Origin of the sequence: Schaalia sp. 19OD2882, assembly GCF_018986735.1 — a bacterium.
GTDB lineage: Bacteria > Actinomycetota > Actinomycetes > Actinomycetales > Actinomycetaceae > Pauljensenia.
The window spans coordinates 265,753-284,045 of record NZ_CP065521.1 but is presented as its reverse complement, the minus strand read 5'-3'; the positions used below and the strand labels follow the sequence as shown (position 1 = coordinate 284,045).

Sequence of the window (18,293 nt, the reverse complement as noted above, 5' to 3'; positions counted from 1 at the left end):
ACGCCCCACCCGCGGCTGCGTGCACCCACCCGGGCACACGTGGGACAGCTCATGTTCCGCACTCGTCGCGCACACCCCGGGCTCCGGCCGGTGCACTCCGACCGTCAGGACTTCGTCGAGCGGGTTTTCGTGGGCTTCTTCGCCGTCGAGGTGCGCGAGGTCGTCTTCTTGGCAGCGCCGGCGCGCGTGGTGGTCTTCTTTGCCGCCCCGCGTTTGGGAGCCGGGCCCTTGGCGCGTTTGTCAGCCAGCAGTTCGAAGGCGCGGGCCTGCGTCAAGTCCTCCACGGACTCGGCCCGCGGCACCGTGACATTCGTCTGCCCGTCGGTAACGTACGGGCCGAAGCGCCCGTCCTTGACCGTCACCTTGCGTCCGGAGACTGGATCTTCACCGAACTCGCGCAGCGGCGGCTTGGCGGCGCCGCGACCTCGTGTGCGCGGCCGGGCGTAGAGCTCCAGCGCCTGCTCCAGGGTGACGGTGAACAACTCGTCCTCGCTGGCCAAGGAGCGCGAGTCCGAGCCCTTCTTCAGGTACGGTCCGAAACGCCCGTTCTGCACGGTGATGACCTCTCCCGAGGCCGGGTCCGTGCCGACCTCACGCGGCAGGGAAAGCAGTTTCAGGGCGTCGTCGAGGCTGACGGTGGCCAGCGACATGGATTTGAGCAGCGAGGCGGTGCGCGGCTTGGGGGCGGCAGCCTTCTTGCGTCCCTTCGCAGGTGTCTCGGCTTCGGCTTCACCTTCGGGCAGGATCTCGGTGACGTAGGGGCCGAAGCGCCCGTTCTTGGCCACCAGCATGTGGCCGCTGGCCGGGTCGATGCCCAGTTCACGCCCGTCATCGGCCGCCTGCGCGAAGAGCTCGTCGATCTTGGCGGCGTCGACCTCGTCGGGGGCAACGGTCTCCGGGACGTTGGCGCGGCTTCCGTCCTCCTTCTCCAAGTAGGGGCCGTAGCGGCCCACCCGCAGGGTCACTCCCCCGCCCAGGTCCAGGCTGTTGACCGCACGCGCATCCACATCATCGCCCAGAGCGGCGACCTGGAAGCGCAGGCCGTCGGCGTCCCCCTTGCCGTCCGCACCCAGGTAGAACTGCCGGAGGAACTCCGTGCCATCCTCTTGACCTGCGGCGATGCGGTCCAGATCGGCTTCCATCGACGCCGTGAAGTCGTAGTCGACCAGGTTCGCCAGATTCTCCTCAAGCAGGCGGGTCACCGAGAACGCCAGCCAACTGGGCACCAGGTACTGGCCGCGGTGGGTGACGTATCCGCGGTCGCCGATGGTCTGGATGGTCGCCGCGTAGGTCGAGGGGCGACCGATGCCCAGTTCCTCCATGGTCTTGACCAGCGTGGCCTCCGTGTAGCGGCCGGGAGGTTGGGTGCGGTGCCCCTCGGCACTGGCGTCGACCACCTGCGCGCGGTCGCCCTCGGCCACGTCGGGCAGGACCTTCTCGGCCTCGCCGGAGTCCTTCTCCTTGTCGTATCGGCCCTTGTCGCGCCCCTCCTGGTAGGCCAGTCGGAAGCCGGGGCCGGTGATGACCGTGCCCGAGGCCGATGCGATGACGTCGTGGCGCCCGTCCTGGTCCCCCACACCGGTGAGGACCCGGATCGTGGCGGTGAATCCGACGGCGTCGGCCATCTGCGAGGCGATGGTGCGCTTCCAGATCAGGTCGTACAGGGCCAGCTGCTGGGCGCTGAGCTGCTCGGCCACCTGTGCGGGTGTGCGGAAATGGTCACCGGCGGGGCGGATCGCCTCATGCGCTTCCTGCGCGCCCTTGGCGACCTTGCCGTACACACGCGGCTCGGGTGCCACGGCCTCGGCCCCGTACAGTTCCGTCGCCTGGGCGCGGGCGGCGTCGATCGCCTGCCCGGACAGGGCGGTGGAGTCGGTTCGCATGTACGTGATGTAGCCGGATTCGTAGAGGGACTGCGCGGTGCGCATCGTCGAGGACGCGTTCCAGTGGAGTTTGCGCGAGGCTTCCTGCTGCAGCGTCGAGGTGGTGAAGGGGGCGGCGGGGCGGCGCCGGTAGGGCTTCTGGGTGACCGAGTCGATGGTTGACGAGGCCGAGGCCGCCAGCAGGGTGGCCAGGCGGGTCGCGGCGACCTCATCCAGGTGCAAGGCGGAGGCCTTGACGGCCTTGGGGGTCAGCTGCCCCTTCTCGGAGAAGTCGGAGCCGGTGGCCACGGGCCGACCGTCGACGTGGGTGACGCGGGCGGAGAAGGTCTCGTCCTTGGCGCTGATCCGGGTGTCGATGCCCCAGTACTCGGCGTCGACATGGGCCATGCGTTCGCGTTCGCGGTCCACGACCAGGCGGGTGGCCACGGACTGGACGCGTCCGGCGGACAGGGAGGGGCGGACCTTGCGCCACAGCAGGGGCGAGACCTCGTAGCCGTAGAGGCGGTCGAGGATGCGGCGGGTCTCCTGGGCGTCGACCAGCGAGGAGTCGAGTTCGCGGGTGTTGTCCAGGGCGCGTTGGATGGCTTCGCGGGTGATCTCGTGGAAGACCATGCGACGCACGGGCACCTTCGGTTTGAGGACTTGCAGCAGGTGCCAGGCGATGGCCTCCCCCTCACGGTCCTCATCGGTTGCCAGGAAGAGTTCGTCGGCTTCCTTGAGGACCTTCTTGAGTTCGGCAACCTTCTTCTTCTTGTCGGGGTTGACCGCGTAGTAGGGGGTGAAGTCGCCCTCGACATCGACGGCGAAACGCCCGTAGGGGCCCTTCTTCATGTCGGCGGGCAGGTCGCGGGGCTGGGGCAGGTCGCGGATGTGTCCGATGGAGGCGGTGACGTGGAAGTCCGGGCCCAGGTAGCCCTCGATCGTCGTGGCCTTCGCCGGGGACTCCACGATGACCAGCTTCGATGCTCCCATGTCGGCCAGTGCCTGCCTTCCGTGTCGGTGGGTGACGCCTTGCCGAACCATACAATGCCCCACCCACGACAGGGCAAGGGCCATCCACCTGCTGTCCATCCTCCCCTCTCGCAAGAGGCGGAGGGGCGTCTTGTCAGGGCAGGCGCAGCATCCCGGCTCGCAGCAGGCGACGCACGACGGGCAGGACCTGCTCGCGCACCTCGCGCAGGTCCTGCTCCGTCAACACGGCCACGGCCCGGATGATCTGCCCCACCGTCAATTCGCCGTCGCTGGCACCCACCACTGCGGACACGGCGGTGCCCACTTGGATCGACTGCCCCATTGCGCCGCCTTGGTGCAGGATGAGCACGCGCGGATCCGCTTGGCCGGGCGTGTGGTGGCGCTCCTCGGCGACGTCCTCGGCGCGCACGAGCGCCAGTTCCTCCACCTCCGTGTCCAGGTGCACGGATGCCAGCGCCGCCTCGACCTCGTGCCCCAGGGGAATCGTCCCGCCCTCGACGAGGTCGAAGACGCGGGCCCCGCCCTCGTCCCCGGAGGTGGCTCGCTCCCCCGAAAGCCGCCTGGCGCACAGGAACCCCATGCCCACCGCGCCGACCCCGGCAGACTCGAAATCGGCGACCCACGCCGCGTAGTCGGCTTCGTAGTCCTCGCGCGCAACCAGCCGGCCGCCGGAGTCCCGCAGCCACATCTCGGCGTACTGGGTGGGGTCCAAGGCGTCGCGCTGGACCACCCACGCGTCCACGGGCAGGCCCTCCAGCCACCCTTCGACCCGCCCGGACCACTGGGTGGCCGGGTCGGAAGCGGCCGGAATCTCCCAATTCGCCAGCATCTGCACGGTGCCGCCGGGTGACAGGTGGCCGGGCGCCTGGCGCACGACGGCGGCCACCAGGTTGTCACGGTCCATCCCGCCGTCCCGGTACTCCAGCAGGCCCCTGCGCCGCACGGATTGCGGGGTGATGACGAAGGGCGGATTCGAGGTGATCAGGTCGAAGACTTCTCCTGCGACCGGTTCGAACAGGGACCCTTGGCGCACGTCCAGGTCCACGTCGTTGAGGGCCGCGTTGAAACGAGTGATGTCGCAGGCTCGCCCCGACAGGTCGGTGGCCACCACCTGGTCGGCGTGGGCGGCCATGTACAGGGCCTGGATGCCGCACCCGCATCCCAGGTCCAGCGCGCGAGCAACCCGTGTGCGCAGGGTGAGGCGCAGCAGCGAGGTCGTGGCCCCGCCGATGCCCAGCACGTGGTCGGGGTGCAGGGGTCGCCCTGTGGTGAATTCGCTGAGGTCGGACAGGATCCACCAGTGGTGGTCGCGCCGGCGGGAGACATCGCGCGGCGCGTCCGGGTCGGGCAGTGTGGCCGCGTGCGGGCGCAGGTCGAACGCGGCGACCAGGGCTCCGGTGCCCTCCTGGCAGGTGCGGACCAGTCCGAGTGCGCGCGCCCCGTCGATGCCGAGGGCGGGCAGGGCGGCGGCGACCTGGGCGGCAGGCAGTGTGTCCCCGAGCATGAACAGTCGGGTGAGGGCGGCGGCAGGGTCACTGCTGCGCCGCAGTGCGACGAGGGCGGGGATGCGCTGTTCCCGGGCCAACGCGGCGGCGGCGGCAGGGCCCATCAGGGCCTCGACCCGGTCCAGGTACCACCCGGCAGCGGCGAGGTCGCTGCGAAGAAGGCCGATCGCCTCGGGGTCGAGGGCAGGTGTTGGAGTGGGCGCAGTCGGGGGCGCGTCGCCGGGGTCGTGCGCACTGGCTGCTGAATCGCCGTGTCGGTTTGCCGGGTCGGGCTGTGTCCTCATGCCATCAGGGTACGAGGCCGTTCCCGCCGGCGAGACGACACCCCCTGCGAAGGAAGGCCGAGGCGCGGCACGGGCCGCAGGATGCGGCACCGTGACCTGTACGGGGCGTCCTTGCATGCGTCAACGGCCTGACGCACAGGAGTCGGGTCGACACCCACAGCCTCAGCGAGCCAGATCTGGCCGGGTGCGCGCATGAACCGGTTGCAGCTGCGCTTGGCTGATCCGTTCGAAGTCCTACGCGTGCACGCGCCGGCTCCTTTTGTGGCCCGGGCGTGGAACCAGTCCAACGGGTTCTCTTTCTGGGAGCCGCACCGGACCCCATTCCGGTCATTGCCACCCAGCTCGTCCGAGATCGGAAAGTGCTCGAGCGTACGAGAAATGATACGCGCAAATTCGAGGACGCCACAGTCCTCAAGCGTCCATTTCACTCTCACCCGATCCGCTGCATCACCGCCACAACCTTGAAGGAGGCCTGTGAAAGACAATTCGAGTTTTGGTCCCAAGAAGGGCCGCGAACGCGCGTCCGCCAAGCAGAGTTTCAATCGTCTCGACACTCGACTCGTCCGCTTCAAGGTCCGCGCGCAAGGCGTCGACGAGGTCGGCATCCAACCCGAGCACGGGCAAAAAATTGGCCTCCATCTGCATGGATGTCCGGCCATGGGCGCTGGCGCGAGTCGAGGTCGACGTCACGGCCCCAGCCCACCGACCCTCCCCGATCCATGAGTCACCGCAGAGCCTCGCAAGCCCATGCACATCCCGGTGCTCGAAGCACGCACATCTTCAACCTGTGAAATTGCGCGGCCATACCATTCCACCCCGAAATCGAAGGGAAGGGCCGCCCACCAAGGCGGACACATGCCACGCGATTCGACGCTACCCTCGAAGAATCCCATCATCAATGGAGGTACCCCATGCGCACCCACGATTCCCACTTCGCTTCACCGCGCCGGTCGAGCGCCACCAGATTCCTCTCCGCTCTCACAACGGCTTTCATTCTCCTGGCGGGCGCCGGAGGCCTCGCAGGATGCCACGAGGACGAAAGCGACAAGCCCGCGCCTCTCGTGACCGTTCCCGACTCGACTTCGTCCTCCAGCTCGGACACCGACATGCAGTCGACAAAGGACGCCGACAAGAGGGCCGAAGAGGAGCGCTTGCGGAAGGAGGCCGAGGAGAAGGCCCGCCTGGCCGCAAAGGAGGCCGAGGCGCAGAAGAAGGCGGAAGAAGAGGCAGCCCGACGACAGGCCGAAGAACAAGCTCGAATCGCCGAGGAACAGGCTGCTGCCGAGCGCGCAGCGGCTGAAGAAGCCGCCAGGCAGCAGGCAGAGGAAGCGCGCGACCAGGAGGTCAACAATTTCGTCAGTACGCCGCAGCCATCGGAGAGGGTCTACTACCACAGTTGCAAGGATGCGCGAAATGCCGGCGCTGCCCCGCTGTACCGGGGAGACCCGGGCTATCGCGACAAGCTCGACCGCGACCAAGACGGCATCGCCTGCGAATAGGCGGATGCGCGGGCCGGAGCCGGCGGCGCAACCCTGACGAGGGCGAGGTCGGAGACCGGCGCGCCGAGACAGCCGACCCCGCCCTCGAAGGGGAGGACAATGGGTGCTGCGGCAGCCGCCCGGCTGCCCCGCCCCACACATCGAAAGAGCGACGATGCGAGCCCTGCGCAAGACGGTCGCCGGCCCCGGACTGGAGCTGTGCGAGATCCCCGAGCCCACCCCCGGTTTCGGGGAGGTGAAGATCCGCGTCCAACGCGCAGGCCTGTGCGGCACCGACGTCCACCTGTTCAACTGGGACGGCGGCGCCCCGGGGTCCCTGACTCCTCCGCAGACGCTTGGGCACGAGTTCTGCGGGGAGATCGTCCAGGTCGGTCCGGGCGTGGCCGAAGGACGAGGGCGGGACGAGTTGCACGTGGGTCAGCGTGTGAGCGTCGAGGGCCATGTGGTGTGCGGCCGTTGCCGCAACTGCCGTGCGGGCCGCAGGCACATGTGCATCCGCACCATCGGCATGGGTGTCAACCGTGACGGAGGCTTCGCCGACCATGTGGTGGTGCCGGCCGGCAATGTGTGGGTCCAGCCCGACATGATCGACCCGGAGCTCGGCGCCCTCTTCGACCCTTTGGGCAATGCCGTCCACTCCTGCCAGCAGATCGAGATGACCGGCCAGGACGTCCTGGTCACCGGCGCGGGCCCCATCGGCATCATGTGCGTCGCCCTGGCCAGACATGCGGGTGCCCGACACGTGGTGGTCACCGACATGCAGCCGGGCCGCTTGGCCTTGGCCGAACGGGCCGGGGCGGATGTGGCCCTGGACATCCGCGAGCGCACCCTTGCCGAGGTCATGGCGGAGCTGAACATTCGCGAAGGCTTCGATGCCGGCCTGGAGATGTCCGGCGCGCCCGGAGGCCTGGCCACACTGATCGAGCACTGCACGCACGGGGCCACCCTTGCCCTGCTGGGGCTGCCCAAAGGCGCCTTCCCCGTGGACTGGAGCAAGGTCATCACGCGGATGCTCACCATCAAAGGCGTGTACGGGCGGGAAATGTTCGACACCTGGTACCTGGCGACGTACATGATGGAGACCTCGCAGGCCCTGCGCGATTCGGTGCGTTCGATCATCACGCACCGCTTCGCCCCCGAAGAGTGGGAGGACGCCTTCGCCGCCGCAGCCTCCGGGACGGCCGGGAAGGTGATCCTCGACTGGGAGGCCTGAGCCGCCCTCGCCCGTCCAGATCCTTCACCCGAGACGACTGAACACCACACCAGGAGCACCACATGGACACCTTGACCCCGAAGCTCGAGACCACCCTGCAGGAGATCCGCGAGACCGGACTGTGGAAGGGGGAAAGGGAGATCCTGGGCCGCCAGGGTTCGCACGTGGAGACCGCAGCGGGCCGGTCGTTGAACTTCTGTGCGAACAACTACCTGGGGTTGGCGGGCGACCCGCGCCCCGCCGAGGCGGCCAAGGCCGCCCTGGACCGGTGGGGTTTCGGCATGAGTTCGGTGCGCTTCATCTGCGGCACGCAGGACCAGCACCGCGCCCTGGAGCGCGAGATCGCCGAGTTCCTGGGTACGGAGGACTCGATCCTGTTCTCCTCCTGTTTCGACGCCAACGGCGGCATTTTCGAAGCCCTCTTCGGCCCGGGTGATGCGATCGTCTCGGACGAACTCAACCACGCCTCCCTCATCGACGGGATCCGCCTGTGCAAGGCGGCCCGTCACCGCTACCGCAACGCGAATCTGGAGGACCTGCGCGCGAAACTCACTGCGGCGCGCGAGGCGGGCGCCGACCAGGTCGTCATCGTCACCGACGGCGTGTTCTCCATGGACGGCTCCTACGCGCCCCTGCCGGGCATCTGCGACTTGGCCGAGGAGTTCCGCGCCCTGGTGATGGTCGACGACTCCCACGCCACCGGCTTCGTCGGCGAGGGCGGACGCGGCACCCCTGAACTCTTCGGTGTGCGCGAGAGGGTCGACATCCTCACGGGCACACTCGGCAAGGCACTGGGTGGCGCCTCGGGCGGCTATGTGGCCGCAGGCCAGGCGATTGTCGACATGCTCCGCCAGAAGGCCCGACCCTACCTGTTCTCCAACACCTTGGCCCCCGCGGTGGTGGCGGGCTCGCGCGAGGCCCTTCGCATCGCCGCCGGCGCCCACGCAGAGCGCGAGCACCTGGTGCGGATCGCCGCCCTGTTCCGCGAGCGCATGGGGGCCGCCGGTTTCGAATTGCTGCCGGGCACCCACCCGATCCATGCGGTGATGTTCCCCGGCGAGGACGGCGCCCGCACGGCAGGCGCAGTGGCTGCCCGGATGCTGGACTTGGGCGTGTACGTGACGGCATTCTCATTCCCGGTGGTCCCGCGCGGCAAGGCACGCATCCGCGTGCAGCTCAGTGCCGCGCATTCCGAGGACGACGTGTTGGCCTGCGTGGAAGCCTTCACCCGCGCCCGCGACGGGGTCAGCGCCACCTGACCTCGCGGCGCAGTGAGGCGAACAAGTCGTTGTCGCTGCAAGGACCGAGCCGCGAGGACCTTTTCGTGCAGCTGCACTCCCACCGACGTGCCATTGGACTCTCTGCAACGTCTCCTGGGTCGGGCTGGCATGATTGGAGCGGCTGCGCGCACGAGCCTGTGGGCGGCCACCCCACCTCCCACTGACAGGAGTCTCCATGGCCGGCGGCCTCATTGCCCTGCTTGACGACATCGCCACGATGGCGAAGCTTGCCGCCGCCTCGATCGACGACGTCGCGGCAGGCGCCACGAAGGCATCGGCCAAGGCCGTCGGAGTCGTCATCGACGACACGGCAGTGACCCCCCAGTACGTGCGGGGCCTGACTCCTGAGCGCGAACTGCCGATCATCAGGAAGATCGCAAAGGGTTCGCTGATCAACAAGCTCCTCATCATCTTGCCGGTCGCTTTCGTGCTCACGTGGGTGGCACCGTGGTCACTGCCGGTCCTCCTGCTCGTCGGCGGCTCCTACCTGTGCTTCGAGGGCGCGGAGAAGGTACTGGCCAAGTGGCACCTTCTGCCCCACCACGAGGCTCACGGCGCTGACGAGGGACCTGCCGGCGTCGAGGAACTCGAGAAGAAGGTGACGTCCTCGGCGATCAGGACGGACCTCATCTTGTCGGCGGAGATCATGCTCATCTCCATGGCGGAGCTGTCCTCCGAGTCGTTCTCCATGCGTGTCGCCATCATGATCGCCGTCGCCTTCTTCATGACCTTCTTCGTCTACGGGCTGGTGGCAGTCCTGGTGAAGATGGACGACTTCGGCGCCCACCTGGCGCGCAAAGGCGGTTCGCGAGAGGCGATGGGCCGCAGGATCGTTGCCGTGATGCCTAAGGTCTTCGACGTCATCGGCATTGTCGGAACCGTGGCGATGCTGTGGGTCGGCGGGCACATTGTCATCACGGCGCTGGCGAACCTCGGGTTCGAGCCGCTCCACCACCTCGTCGAGGTCGCGGTCGAGGCCGTCGCGGGCGCAGGCGGTGCTCTCCAGTGGATCGTCGAGACGGCTCTGTCGGGCGTTTTCGGACTGCTGCTCGGATCGGTCGCAGCCTTCGCCCACCTCGGGGTCCGCCGCATCCTGCCGAAGAAGAAGGCGGCCGAGGCTCCAGCGGCCGCGGCCGAAGAAATGCCGGCTGCGCAGACTCCCGGGATCTGATCCCTCTCAGCCCGTCGATCTCCGCCGCGACATCGGTCGAGGAAGCACCGGCTCGCTACAGTGGGGGCACAAGCAATGGCAGCGACGCTGACACATTCCTCTGGAGGCCCGTCATGGCGCGACCAACGAACAAGGCCGACCTGCTCAAGGCTGCGGCTTCGCGCTTCACCGAACTCGATGAGCTCCTCGATTCCATGGACTCCGACGAACTGCGGTCGACATTCACGTTCGAGATCGCCGGCAAGAGGGAAGCTCATTGGAAGCGCGACAAGAACGTCCGCGATGTCATCGTTCATCTGCATGAATGGCATGCGCTCCTCGTGACGTGGATCGAGGCGAATCTTTCAGGTGATGGAAGGCCCTTCCTCCCCGCGCCGTACACGTGGGCGGCCTACGGGGACATGAACGTCGCACTGTGGAAGGAACATCAGGGGACTCCGCTCGACGAGGCACGAACACTGCTCGACGAGTCTCATGCGAGAGTCCTGCGCCTTGTCGAAGGATTCGGCGATGACGAGCTCTTCGTGAAGAGGCACTTCACCTGGACCGGGTCGACGAATCTCGGTTCCTATTGCATCTCGGCGACATCGAGCCACTACGAGTGGGCGTTGAAGAAGCTGCGCCTTCATCACAAGACGTGGAGAGCCTCGTACTCCCAGGATCAGGACGAGCGGGGCGCAGGTCACCTTCTCCCCGCAAGAAAATAGGACCTTGGACCTGTAACCTGATTGGGAAGCCGCCCTGTCCAAGTCGACGGCATTCGACATCACCAAGGAGTGACCATGACCGCCTACACGCTTCCCGAACTGCCCTACGACTACGCCGCCCTCGAACCCCACATCTCGGGCCGCATCATGGAGCTGCACCACGACAAGCACCATGCCGCCTACGTCGCCGGCGCCAACGGCGCACTGGCCGCCCTGGAGGCCGCGCGTGAGGCAGGCGACCACGCCGCCATCAACCTGCACGAGAAGAACTTGGCCTTCCACTTGGGCGGCCACACCAATCACACGATCTTCTGGCAGAACATGACCGGTGAAGGCGCCTCGCGCCCCGAGGGCGAATTGGCCGCAGCCATCGACGAGTTCTTCGGCTCCTTCGAGAAGTTCCAGGGACAGTTCGCCGCCGCAGCCCTGGGCCTGCAGGGCTCCGGCTGGGGCGTTCTCGCATGGGACGCTCTGGGCCAGCGTCTGGTCACCTTCCAGCTGACCGACCAGCAGGGCAACATCCCCGTGGCCACGGTTCCGTTGCTCATGCTGGACATGTGGGAGCACGCTTTCTACCTGGACTACGTCAACGTCAAGGGCGACTACGTCAAGGCGTGGTGGAACGTCGTCAACTGGGCCGACGTGGCCGCCCGCTTCGAACGCGCCCGCGGCTTCGCGGGTCTGGTCACCCTCTGACCTCGACGCACACCTGATGCGGCCCTCAGGGTCGCACACCCCGCCCTCGTCATGTCGAGGACGACACATGCGTCCTCGGGCGTCGTGGCGCGGATCAGAACTTTCCGCCGCCCCCACCGTGAGTCGCACCCGAGGAGGAGACGTGGGTCGTGGATCCCCCGGAGGAGCCGGAGTACGAGGACGAGGGCGGGGGTTTCGGCATGCTCGTCACATGGGTCCCGACAAGGACGTCCTCCTGGCCGATCAACTGGAAGGCCGGACTGTTCACGTAGGAGCGCGCGGTGGTCACGATTCCTTCGTTGCGCATCTTCGACACGAAGAAGCCCTTGACCACTCCCCTGCTGCCGATGAAGCCGAGCAGGACGCCGGGCACACCCGCCATGAACCATGAGGCCACCAGACTCTCCAGGGTGGTGCGCGCCTTGTCGACGGGGTGTCCCTGGTCCGCGGCCTTCATGTAACGGTCGCACTCCTGGACGAAGAGGGTCGCGGCCTCACCCCAGTTGGAGTCGCCAAGGTCCGGTTTGAGCTCCTCGTACAGGACCGAGATGCCCTTGTCGGTGAAGGTCTGGATCGAGTCCCCCCGCGTGGAGAACCACACGTCACGGGTGGTGGGGGCGACCAGCATGAGAATGCCGGATCGCTGAGGCCCCATGCCGAAGCCGTTGTCGTCGAAGTAGTCGTCCGCCCTGGCTGCGGGGGTCTTGCCCTCAAGTTCCGCGAAGAGGATGACGACGTCCTCGCCGTAGGTCTTGCGCACTGTGAGGATCTGCTGTTCCAGGGCCTGCTCTTCCTGGTCGGTCAGGGCGTCGACCTCGTCAATGACGTGGTCCGTGGACGCGTGAGCCCACGGGGTCGCCAGGAGGACCCACGCTGCGACCACGAAGGTGACCAGTGTGGCGCGCACCCATGCGCGCATTCTCCCGCCACCGGAGGTAATGGTGGTCCTGCGATTCATGTTCACTCCTGCCCCCTCACAGTGCGCCGATGAGCAGCCACGCAAGCGTGGTGACCAGAATCGTTATGCCGAGGAAGAAACCCCAGTTGAGGGCGCGCAATTTGCCCTTCGAGATCGGGAAGGTCCCCACGACCTCGCCGGTCTGTCCGTTGATGGCGAAGGGGTGGTCCTTGCCGTCGTAACCGATGACGATCAGCCACACCGGCAGCAGCACGTACCAGATGGCACTGCGATCCACCTGCACATTGGAGTCGACGACGCGGGCCGAGTCGTATCCGCGGACGCAGTCCTCCAGGAGGCGCTGGAGGGATTCGTGTGCGCGGGTGTCGGCCCGTTGGACGGTGGCTTCAGCCTCGATGTCGTAGGCGGAGGCCGCGTACCCGGACAGGTACGGGGTGGCGAAGGGTTGGCACTCCTCCGCCCGGAAGGGCTCGACCCCTTCCGACCTGGCCGCCTCGAGTTTGGAGGTGCCGCACACGGGCAGGGCCCGGAAGTCGACGCTGCCACTGCGTTGGACGAGGTATTCGCGGACCTCGGTGTGGATGGCCCGCGAGTCCTCCCATTGGCGTCGTTTCTCCGCCCGGAAAGTGATGGTGCCGTGCACGGTGCCGTCGTGGAACCAGTAGGGCAGGTAGGCGCCCGTGGCTTGAGACAGGTAGTGTTCGTCCCGGAAGGTCCGGGGCAGCAGGAATTTGCCTTCGGTGGCCTTCTTGAAGGCGGCCAGCATGGCCTTCTTGTCGAGGGCGAAGGGGATGACGAAGTCCGGCACTCGGGTGCGGGCCAGCCGGTCGGCGGCGATGAAGGTGTTGTTGCAGAATCCGCAGCGCGTGGAGATGGTCTGCGGGTCTGCGATGATCTCGGCGCCACAGGAGTTGCAGATCATCGGTTGCATTCCGGCCAGGTCGCCCGGTTCCAGGTAACCGGCCTGACCTCCGGCCCAGTGCCCCTGCGCGGGCGGGTCGGAGGCCGGGTCCTGCGAGGCGGCCGGATCGTCGGGCGCGTCCATTGGGGACGAGGGCGGGGTCGGCGTCTGCGGTGAGCCCGTGGACACGCCGACAGTGGCTGGTGTCCGTGCGCTCCGCGCCTGTTCGGCGCGGGCCTGGTCGAGGTTGAAGCGCTCCACCTCGGCCACCTCGAAGACGGACAGGCAGTATCCGCACTTCATCTTGCCGCTGCCGGCGTCGAATTCGATCGGGGCCGCACAAGCCGGGCACTTGTACTGAATGTCGGCCACGTCGCTCCTTCCGTGAAGGGGGCCGAATGGACGGAGGTGGGACACCCTTCCGATGTTGGACAGCCTATCTGCCCGCAGAGGCGGGCGCGGGCGCGTGGCGAGCGTCATAATGGTTCTGACACGCCACCAGCACCTGCGAGGTGGATGACCCTGTGCGCGCCTCGCGTGCGCCGAACCCATGTGAAGGGAGCCCGATGGGACTCATCAAGGCCACCGTTGGATCCGTCATCGGAGCAGCAACCGGAGCGATCGAAGGCGAGTTGAACGACCAGTGGCTCGAGGCATTCGAGCCCCAGGACATGGGCGAAGGGGTCGTCTTCGCAAAGGCGGGCAAGGTGCGTCCGGGTGACTCGCGCAGCCGCAACCGGGGCACCGCGGATGTCATCACCGACGGCTCTGCGATCCATGTCTACGACCGTCAGGCGATGATGTTGGTCGATGGCGGTCGCATCACCGACTTCACTGCCGAACCCGGCATCTACGTCGTCCAGAACGGCGGCCGTCCCACAATCTTCGCCGGGGACCTCAAGGGCACGTTGATGGACACGTGGGAGCGTTTCAAGTTCGGCGGGGCCACGCCGCAGAAGCAGCAGGCCTTCTACGTCAACCTGCAGGAGATCAAGGGCATTCGCTTCGGCACCCCGAATGCGCTGAACTACTTCGACAACTTCTACAATGCGGAGCTCTTCCTGCGGTGCCACGGCACCTTCTCCATCCGCATCGCGGACCCGATCCTGTTCTACCAGCAGGTGATTCCGCGTGACGCCGTCCACGTCCACATCGACGACATCAAGGAACAGTACATGTCGGAGTTCCTGGAGGCCCTCCAGAGCTCCATCAACCAGATGAGCGTCGACGGGATCCGCATCTCGCAGGTCTCCTCGAAGATGCGCGAGTTGTCGAACTACATGCGCGACACCCTGGACCAGGACTGGTTGCAAGGCCGCGGCATGGAGATCGTCAGTGTGGGCATCGCCTCGGTCTCCTACGACGAGGAATCCCGCAAACTCATCGACATGCGCAACCAGGGCGCCATGCTGGCCGACCCGTCCGTGCGTGAGGGCTATGTCCAGGGTGCGGTGGCCCGCGGCATGGAGGCGGCCGGTTCGAATGAGGCCGGCGCCGGCGTGGCCTTCATGGGCATGGGTATGGGTATGCAGACCGGCGGCGGTTTCATGGGAGCCGCCTCCCAGTCGAATCAGCAGCAGATGGCGGCCCAGCAGCAGGCCTGGCAGCAGCAACAGTGGGCGGCCCAGCAGCAGGCCTGGCAGCAGCAACAGTGGGCGGCCCAGCAGCAGGCGCAACAGCAGTGGGCCGCCCAGCAGGCGCAGGCCGGTCAGATGCCACCCCAAGGGTGGGCACCCCAGGGCCAACCCGGCCAGATCCCGCCCCAGCAATGGGCACCCCAGCAGTGGGCCGCACAGGGCCAACCCGGCCAAATGCCACCCCAAGGGTGGGCACCCCAGGGCCAGCCCGGCCAGACGCCACCCCAGCAATGGCAGGCTCAGGGCGCGCCGACGGCGCCCTCGTCCCCTGTTCCCCCGGCGCCTCCCGCAGCACCCGTCGCGGATGCATCCACCGGGCAGGTCGAGCCCGCACCGGGTGACACCCACAGTGCCGACCAGAACCGTGCCAACCCCCAGGACGGCACGGAAAAGGGCCAGTGACCCCCGTCACGACACCCCCGCCCAGCGGCCCCGCCACAGCGGTCTCCATGAGGCCAAGCGCGGCGGGGCCGCCGTGTCGGAGCCTCCTCGACGGACCTTTTGGGACAATGGGGCCATGGTTCCGGACCGCTCGACGACGCCTCCTGCCCCTCAGGTGACGCTTCCGTCACCCAAACCGTGGTGGCGCAGGCACGGAAGTTTCCACTCCCCCGGCCCGGGCACCTCGGTGCTCCTCGACGCGCGGTCTGTGCGCCTGGTCGATCCGGCCACCGGCGACACCCTGGTCGACGACATCCACCTGGGGTTGCGTGCGGACAGCTTGGTCGCCCTCGTCGACAAGGACGGGCGGCGCACCCGGCCCCTGCTGCTCACGCTTTCCGGAATCCAGGAATCCACCTCCGGGACAGTGCGAACCCCCGTGTCGGCCAGGCCGGGCTTCGGACGCACAGGGGCCAGCGCCTTCATCGGACGCACAGGGGCCGCCGACCCCGACCTCACCGTGCGCCAGAACCTGCTCATGCCCCTGGCCGCGGCGGGTGTCGTCACCGACTCCGCCCACTTCGCCAGGACAGTGGCCGCCTGTGGACTCCAGGATTGCCTTGACGCCCTGCCCGAGAGCCTCGGACAGGTCGCTCGCCTGCGAATCCTCGCCGCACGCGCCGTCCTGAGCGGGTCAAGGGTGCTCTTCTTCGAGGACCCGATGGCGGGTGGCGGTGCCCAGGACCAGCGGGAGACACTTGCCCTTCTGCGCGCCCTGGCGACTGCGGGCCGCTGTGTCGTGATGTCCACCACGTCACCACAGGTCGCGGCCGTGGCGGACCGCGCGGTCCTTGTCGTGGGAGGCACCGTGCATGCCGACGTGGCCCATCCCGACGCCGACACCGTCGCCGAACTGCTCACACCCTTGAGCGAGGGGCCCTCGGCACTGGGCGATCCGGCCGCTGACCCACCTGCCGTCGAGGAGGCGAGCGCCGACTCGGCCGCCAAGAGTGCTGAGGACACTGCAGAGACCATGGGCGCCGCAGAGAGTGTGGACACCGCGGCTTCCAATGCGGCTCCGGATGCCACGGACACTTCTGCGGACCACGGCGCCCCGGGCGTCAGTGCCACCGAAGCCCCGTCGACGGGCCTTGCCGATGGCGCGGACCAAGGCGCCGCCGAGACTGCGAAGGCGGGTGCTGGCGGCCCTGCGGGTGAGGGCCTCGGCACAGCTGATTCACAGACAGATGCAGGCGCTGCCTCCGAGGCGGAGGACAACGACGGCACCGGACTCCGCGCCATCCCCGGCCTCGACGACGATCCGCACTCCTCCCACGTCGTCCTGGAGGCCGAATGCCAGGACGTCGCCCACGTGCCCCCGGGTGCCGTCCACGACGCCCTGCGCGCGCACGACGACGGAGCCGACGCCGAGCACCCCCGGACGATCGCCGGCGCGGTCGCCCGCGCGAAGCGTCGCGCCAGCGCCGAGACGGCCTCCCCGGAAGCAGCGCCCCGGCCTCGTCCCACGGCCGAATCGCCCGCACGCAGCGTCTCGGCAATGGAGGGCCCCCGCGAGGCCGTCCCGGCCAACACCATCGAAGGGGCTCTGGCTCGCTTGGCGGCCCGCTCGCAGGTGCACGCGCCCGCCTCGGACGTCGTGGAACGAGCCCAGCAGATCCTTGAGGACCTGCCCGGCCCCCTCCCGGACACGCCTGCCGCCGCTCCGGAGGCGACAGCGCCACGCGAGCACCGGGACTGACCTCGCCCGAGCGCCTTGATCGCCCGCCTTTGGCGACACCCGACCAGCCCTTGGCGTGAGACACTTGGTGGGCCTGAGTCACATCACGGAGGAAGCGAGAGCAGACGATGTCCTACGAGCAGATCCCGCTTCCCGGCGAAAACGCCGGGAATCCGGTCCCGCCCGCGCCGCCGACGAATCCGACCCAGGTGTGGACGCAGACGTCCTCGTCCGCGCGTCCCGCCACCATCGGGGCTTTGCTGGCGAACATCTCGACTCAGATGACAACGCTGGTCAAGGGCGAGTTGGAGCTCGCCAAGGCCAAGGCGGTGTCCTTCGGCACCAAGTACGGAGTCGGCGCAGGACTGCTCGGCACCGCAGGCGTGCTGGGCCTGTACGCCCTCGGCTGGTTCTTCCACACGATCGAGGTCGCTCTTGCCGCAGCCTTGCCCGCCTGGGCCGCATCATTCATCGTGCTGCTGATCATCCTGCTGATCGTTGCGGCCCTTGGCGTGGTCGGCGCCCTTGCGATCAAGAAGGCCAAGGAGGAGTCCGACCAGTTCCAGGTCGACATGAAGGAAAGCCTCGCGTCCAATGTCGACGCCGTGAAGAAGGGACTGGGAAAGTGAACGAGAACGCCAGAGCGCGCACCCCCCAGGAGATCGAGGCGGAACTGGCCGCGACGCGCGAGGAGATGACCCGCACCGTTGACGCCCTGGTCGGACAGTTGCAGCCCGCCTACCAGATCGAACAGGCCAAAAGGGCTCTGGCGGACAAGGCGCAGACATGGCAGTCCGCCGCCCGCACCTGGTTGCAGGACTTCGGCGTGAAGGTCTCCGAGACGATCGACCAGGCGCGCGAAGGACAGCCCGAGGCCGTGAAGAAGGTCGGCGCGGCGGCTGCGTGCGCCCTTGTTCTCGCCGGTCTGCTGGCCATCCGCTTCACCCGCAGACGCTGAGGTTTCTCGCAGATCACAGGCACTTCTGCCACCCTCCTCATCGGCGAGGCCCACATGATGGACCCTCCCACGCGGCGGTGGACACAAGGGATGGACCGTCAAGATACGGTTATGATGTCCTCACGAACAATTTTGACCAGACAAGGGCACCGCTCCGGCGGACCCGCACGACGTGGAGGGGGTCGACCCCATGGGGCGCGGCCGTCAAAAGGCAAAGCAGATGAAGGTCGCTCGGCGGTTGAAGTACTTCAGCCCCGACACGGATCTTGACGCACTCCAACGTGAGTTGACGTCCGGGAGCGAGTCATCCGACGACAAGGATTCCTACGAGGACCCCTACGCCGACGAGTTCGAGGACACCTACGCGGACAAGTACGCCGACACGTACGAGGACGACAAGGCCGATGACCTTCTCGACGAGGAGTCGTGGACCCGCCCCTCAGGCACCACAAGCCGCTGAGGTTCCGCTCCACTCCTGAGCGCCCTCGCCCTCCTCACCCTCGCCCCTCGCGAGATTCGTCGGTGGTCCCGCGAGATTCGGTCTTCAAG

General features: G+C 67.6%; 15 protein-coding genes. 11 read left to right on the top strand and 4 right to left on the bottom strand.

Features of this window, described 5'->3' with window-relative positions:
- Nucleotides 1-104: 104 nt before the first annotated feature.
- Both topA and I6B53_RS01175 read right to left on the bottom strand, forming a co-directional pair.
- Nucleotides 105-2,855, bottom strand: a complete 2,751-nt coding sequence (gene topA, locus I6B53_RS01180; protein WP_216764477.1) for a type I DNA topoisomerase — start codon at nt 2,853-2,855, stop codon at nt 105-107.
- Between the two features lie 133 nt (nt 2,856-2,988).
- Nucleotides 2,989-4,644: a methyltransferase gene (locus I6B53_RS01175; protein WP_216764476.1), complete on the bottom strand. Its 1,656-nt coding sequence runs from the start codon at nt 4,642-4,644 to the stop codon at nt 2,989-2,991.
- Nucleotides 4,645-5,750: 1,106 nt separating this feature from the next.
- Between I6B53_RS01175 and I6B53_RS01170 the strand changes: the two genes are divergently transcribed.
- The 6 genes from I6B53_RS01170 (at nt 5,751) to I6B53_RS01145 (ending at nt 11,210) form a co-directional block, all read left to right on the top strand.
- The gene (locus I6B53_RS01170; protein ID WP_216764475.1) at nt 5,751-6,143 is read left to right on the top strand and encodes an excalibur calcium-binding domain-containing protein; all 393 of its coding nucleotides are present in this window, start codon (nt 5,751-5,753) and stop codon (nt 6,141-6,143) included.
- Between the two features lie 154 nt (nt 6,144-6,297).
- Nucleotides 6,298-7,356 carry an L-threonine 3-dehydrogenase gene (gene tdh, locus I6B53_RS01165; RefSeq protein WP_216764474.1) on the top strand — a complete coding sequence of 353 codons (1,059 nt, stop codon included), beginning with the start codon at nt 6,298-6,300 and terminating at the stop codon, nt 7,354-7,356.
- A 62-nt stretch (nt 7,357-7,418) separates the two neighbouring features.
- On the top strand, nt 7,419-8,615 hold the full coding sequence (locus tag I6B53_RS01160; protein ID WP_216764473.1) for a glycine C-acetyltransferase: 1,197 nt from the start codon (nt 7,419-7,421) through the stop codon (nt 8,613-8,615).
- 196 nt (nt 8,616-8,811) lie between these two features.
- Nucleotides 8,812-9,807: a DUF808 domain-containing protein gene (locus I6B53_RS01155; protein ID WP_216764472.1), complete on the top strand. Its 996-nt coding sequence runs from the start codon at nt 8,812-8,814 to the stop codon at nt 9,805-9,807.
- A gap of 113 nt (nt 9,808-9,920) precedes the next feature.
- Complete coding sequence (locus tag I6B53_RS01150; RefSeq protein WP_216764471.1) at nt 9,921-10,514, top strand: ClbS/DfsB family four-helix bundle protein; 594 nt, start codon at nt 9,921-9,923, stop codon at nt 10,512-10,514.
- 75 nt (nt 10,515-10,589) lie between these two features.
- Complete coding sequence (locus tag I6B53_RS01145; protein ID WP_216764470.1) at nt 10,590-11,210, top strand: superoxide dismutase; 621 nt, start codon at nt 10,590-10,592, stop codon at nt 11,208-11,210.
- A 94-nt stretch (nt 11,211-11,304) separates the two neighbouring features.
- On the opposite strand, the gene I6B53_RS01140 is transcribed toward I6B53_RS01145, so the two are convergent.
- Complete coding sequence (locus I6B53_RS01140; protein WP_216764469.1) at nt 11,305-12,168, bottom strand: TPM domain-containing protein; 864 nt, start codon at nt 12,166-12,168, stop codon at nt 11,305-11,307.
- A 16-nt stretch (nt 12,169-12,184) separates the two neighbouring features.
- Nucleotides 12,185-13,402 carry an ATP-binding protein gene (locus tag I6B53_RS01135; RefSeq protein WP_216764468.1) on the bottom strand — a complete coding sequence of 406 codons (1,218 nt, stop codon included), beginning with the start codon at nt 13,400-13,402 and terminating at the stop codon, nt 12,185-12,187.
- 194 nt (nt 13,403-13,596) lie between these two features.
- Between I6B53_RS01135 and I6B53_RS01130 the strand changes: the two genes are divergently transcribed.
- The 5 genes from I6B53_RS01130 (at nt 13,597) to I6B53_RS01110 (ending at nt 18,204) form a co-directional block, all read left to right on the top strand.
- A complete protein-coding gene (locus I6B53_RS01130) occupies nt 13,597-15,069 on the top strand; it encodes an SPFH domain-containing protein (protein WP_216764467.1) in 1,473 nt (490 codons plus the stop codon).
- A 115-nt stretch (nt 15,070-15,184) separates the two neighbouring features.
- Complete coding sequence (locus I6B53_RS01125; RefSeq protein ID WP_216764466.1) at nt 15,185-16,807, top strand: hypothetical protein; 1,623 nt, start codon at nt 15,185-15,187, stop codon at nt 16,805-16,807.
- Between the two features lie 107 nt (nt 16,808-16,914).
- Entirely contained in the window at nt 16,915-17,415 is a 501-nt protein-coding gene (locus I6B53_RS01120; protein WP_216764465.1) for a phage holin family protein, read from the top strand.
- Nucleotides 17,412-17,744: a DUF3618 domain-containing protein gene (locus I6B53_RS01115; RefSeq protein WP_216764464.1), complete on the top strand. Its 333-nt coding sequence runs from the start codon at nt 17,412-17,414 to the stop codon at nt 17,742-17,744. Before I6B53_RS01120 ends, I6B53_RS01115 begins: the two co-directional genes overlap by 4 nt.
- 190 nt (nt 17,745-17,934) lie before the next feature.
- Nucleotides 17,935-18,204, top strand: a complete 270-nt coding sequence (locus I6B53_RS01110; protein ID WP_216765267.1) for a DUF3073 domain-containing protein — start codon at nt 17,935-17,937, stop codon at nt 18,202-18,204.
- Nucleotides 18,205-18,293 lie beyond the last annotated feature (89 nt).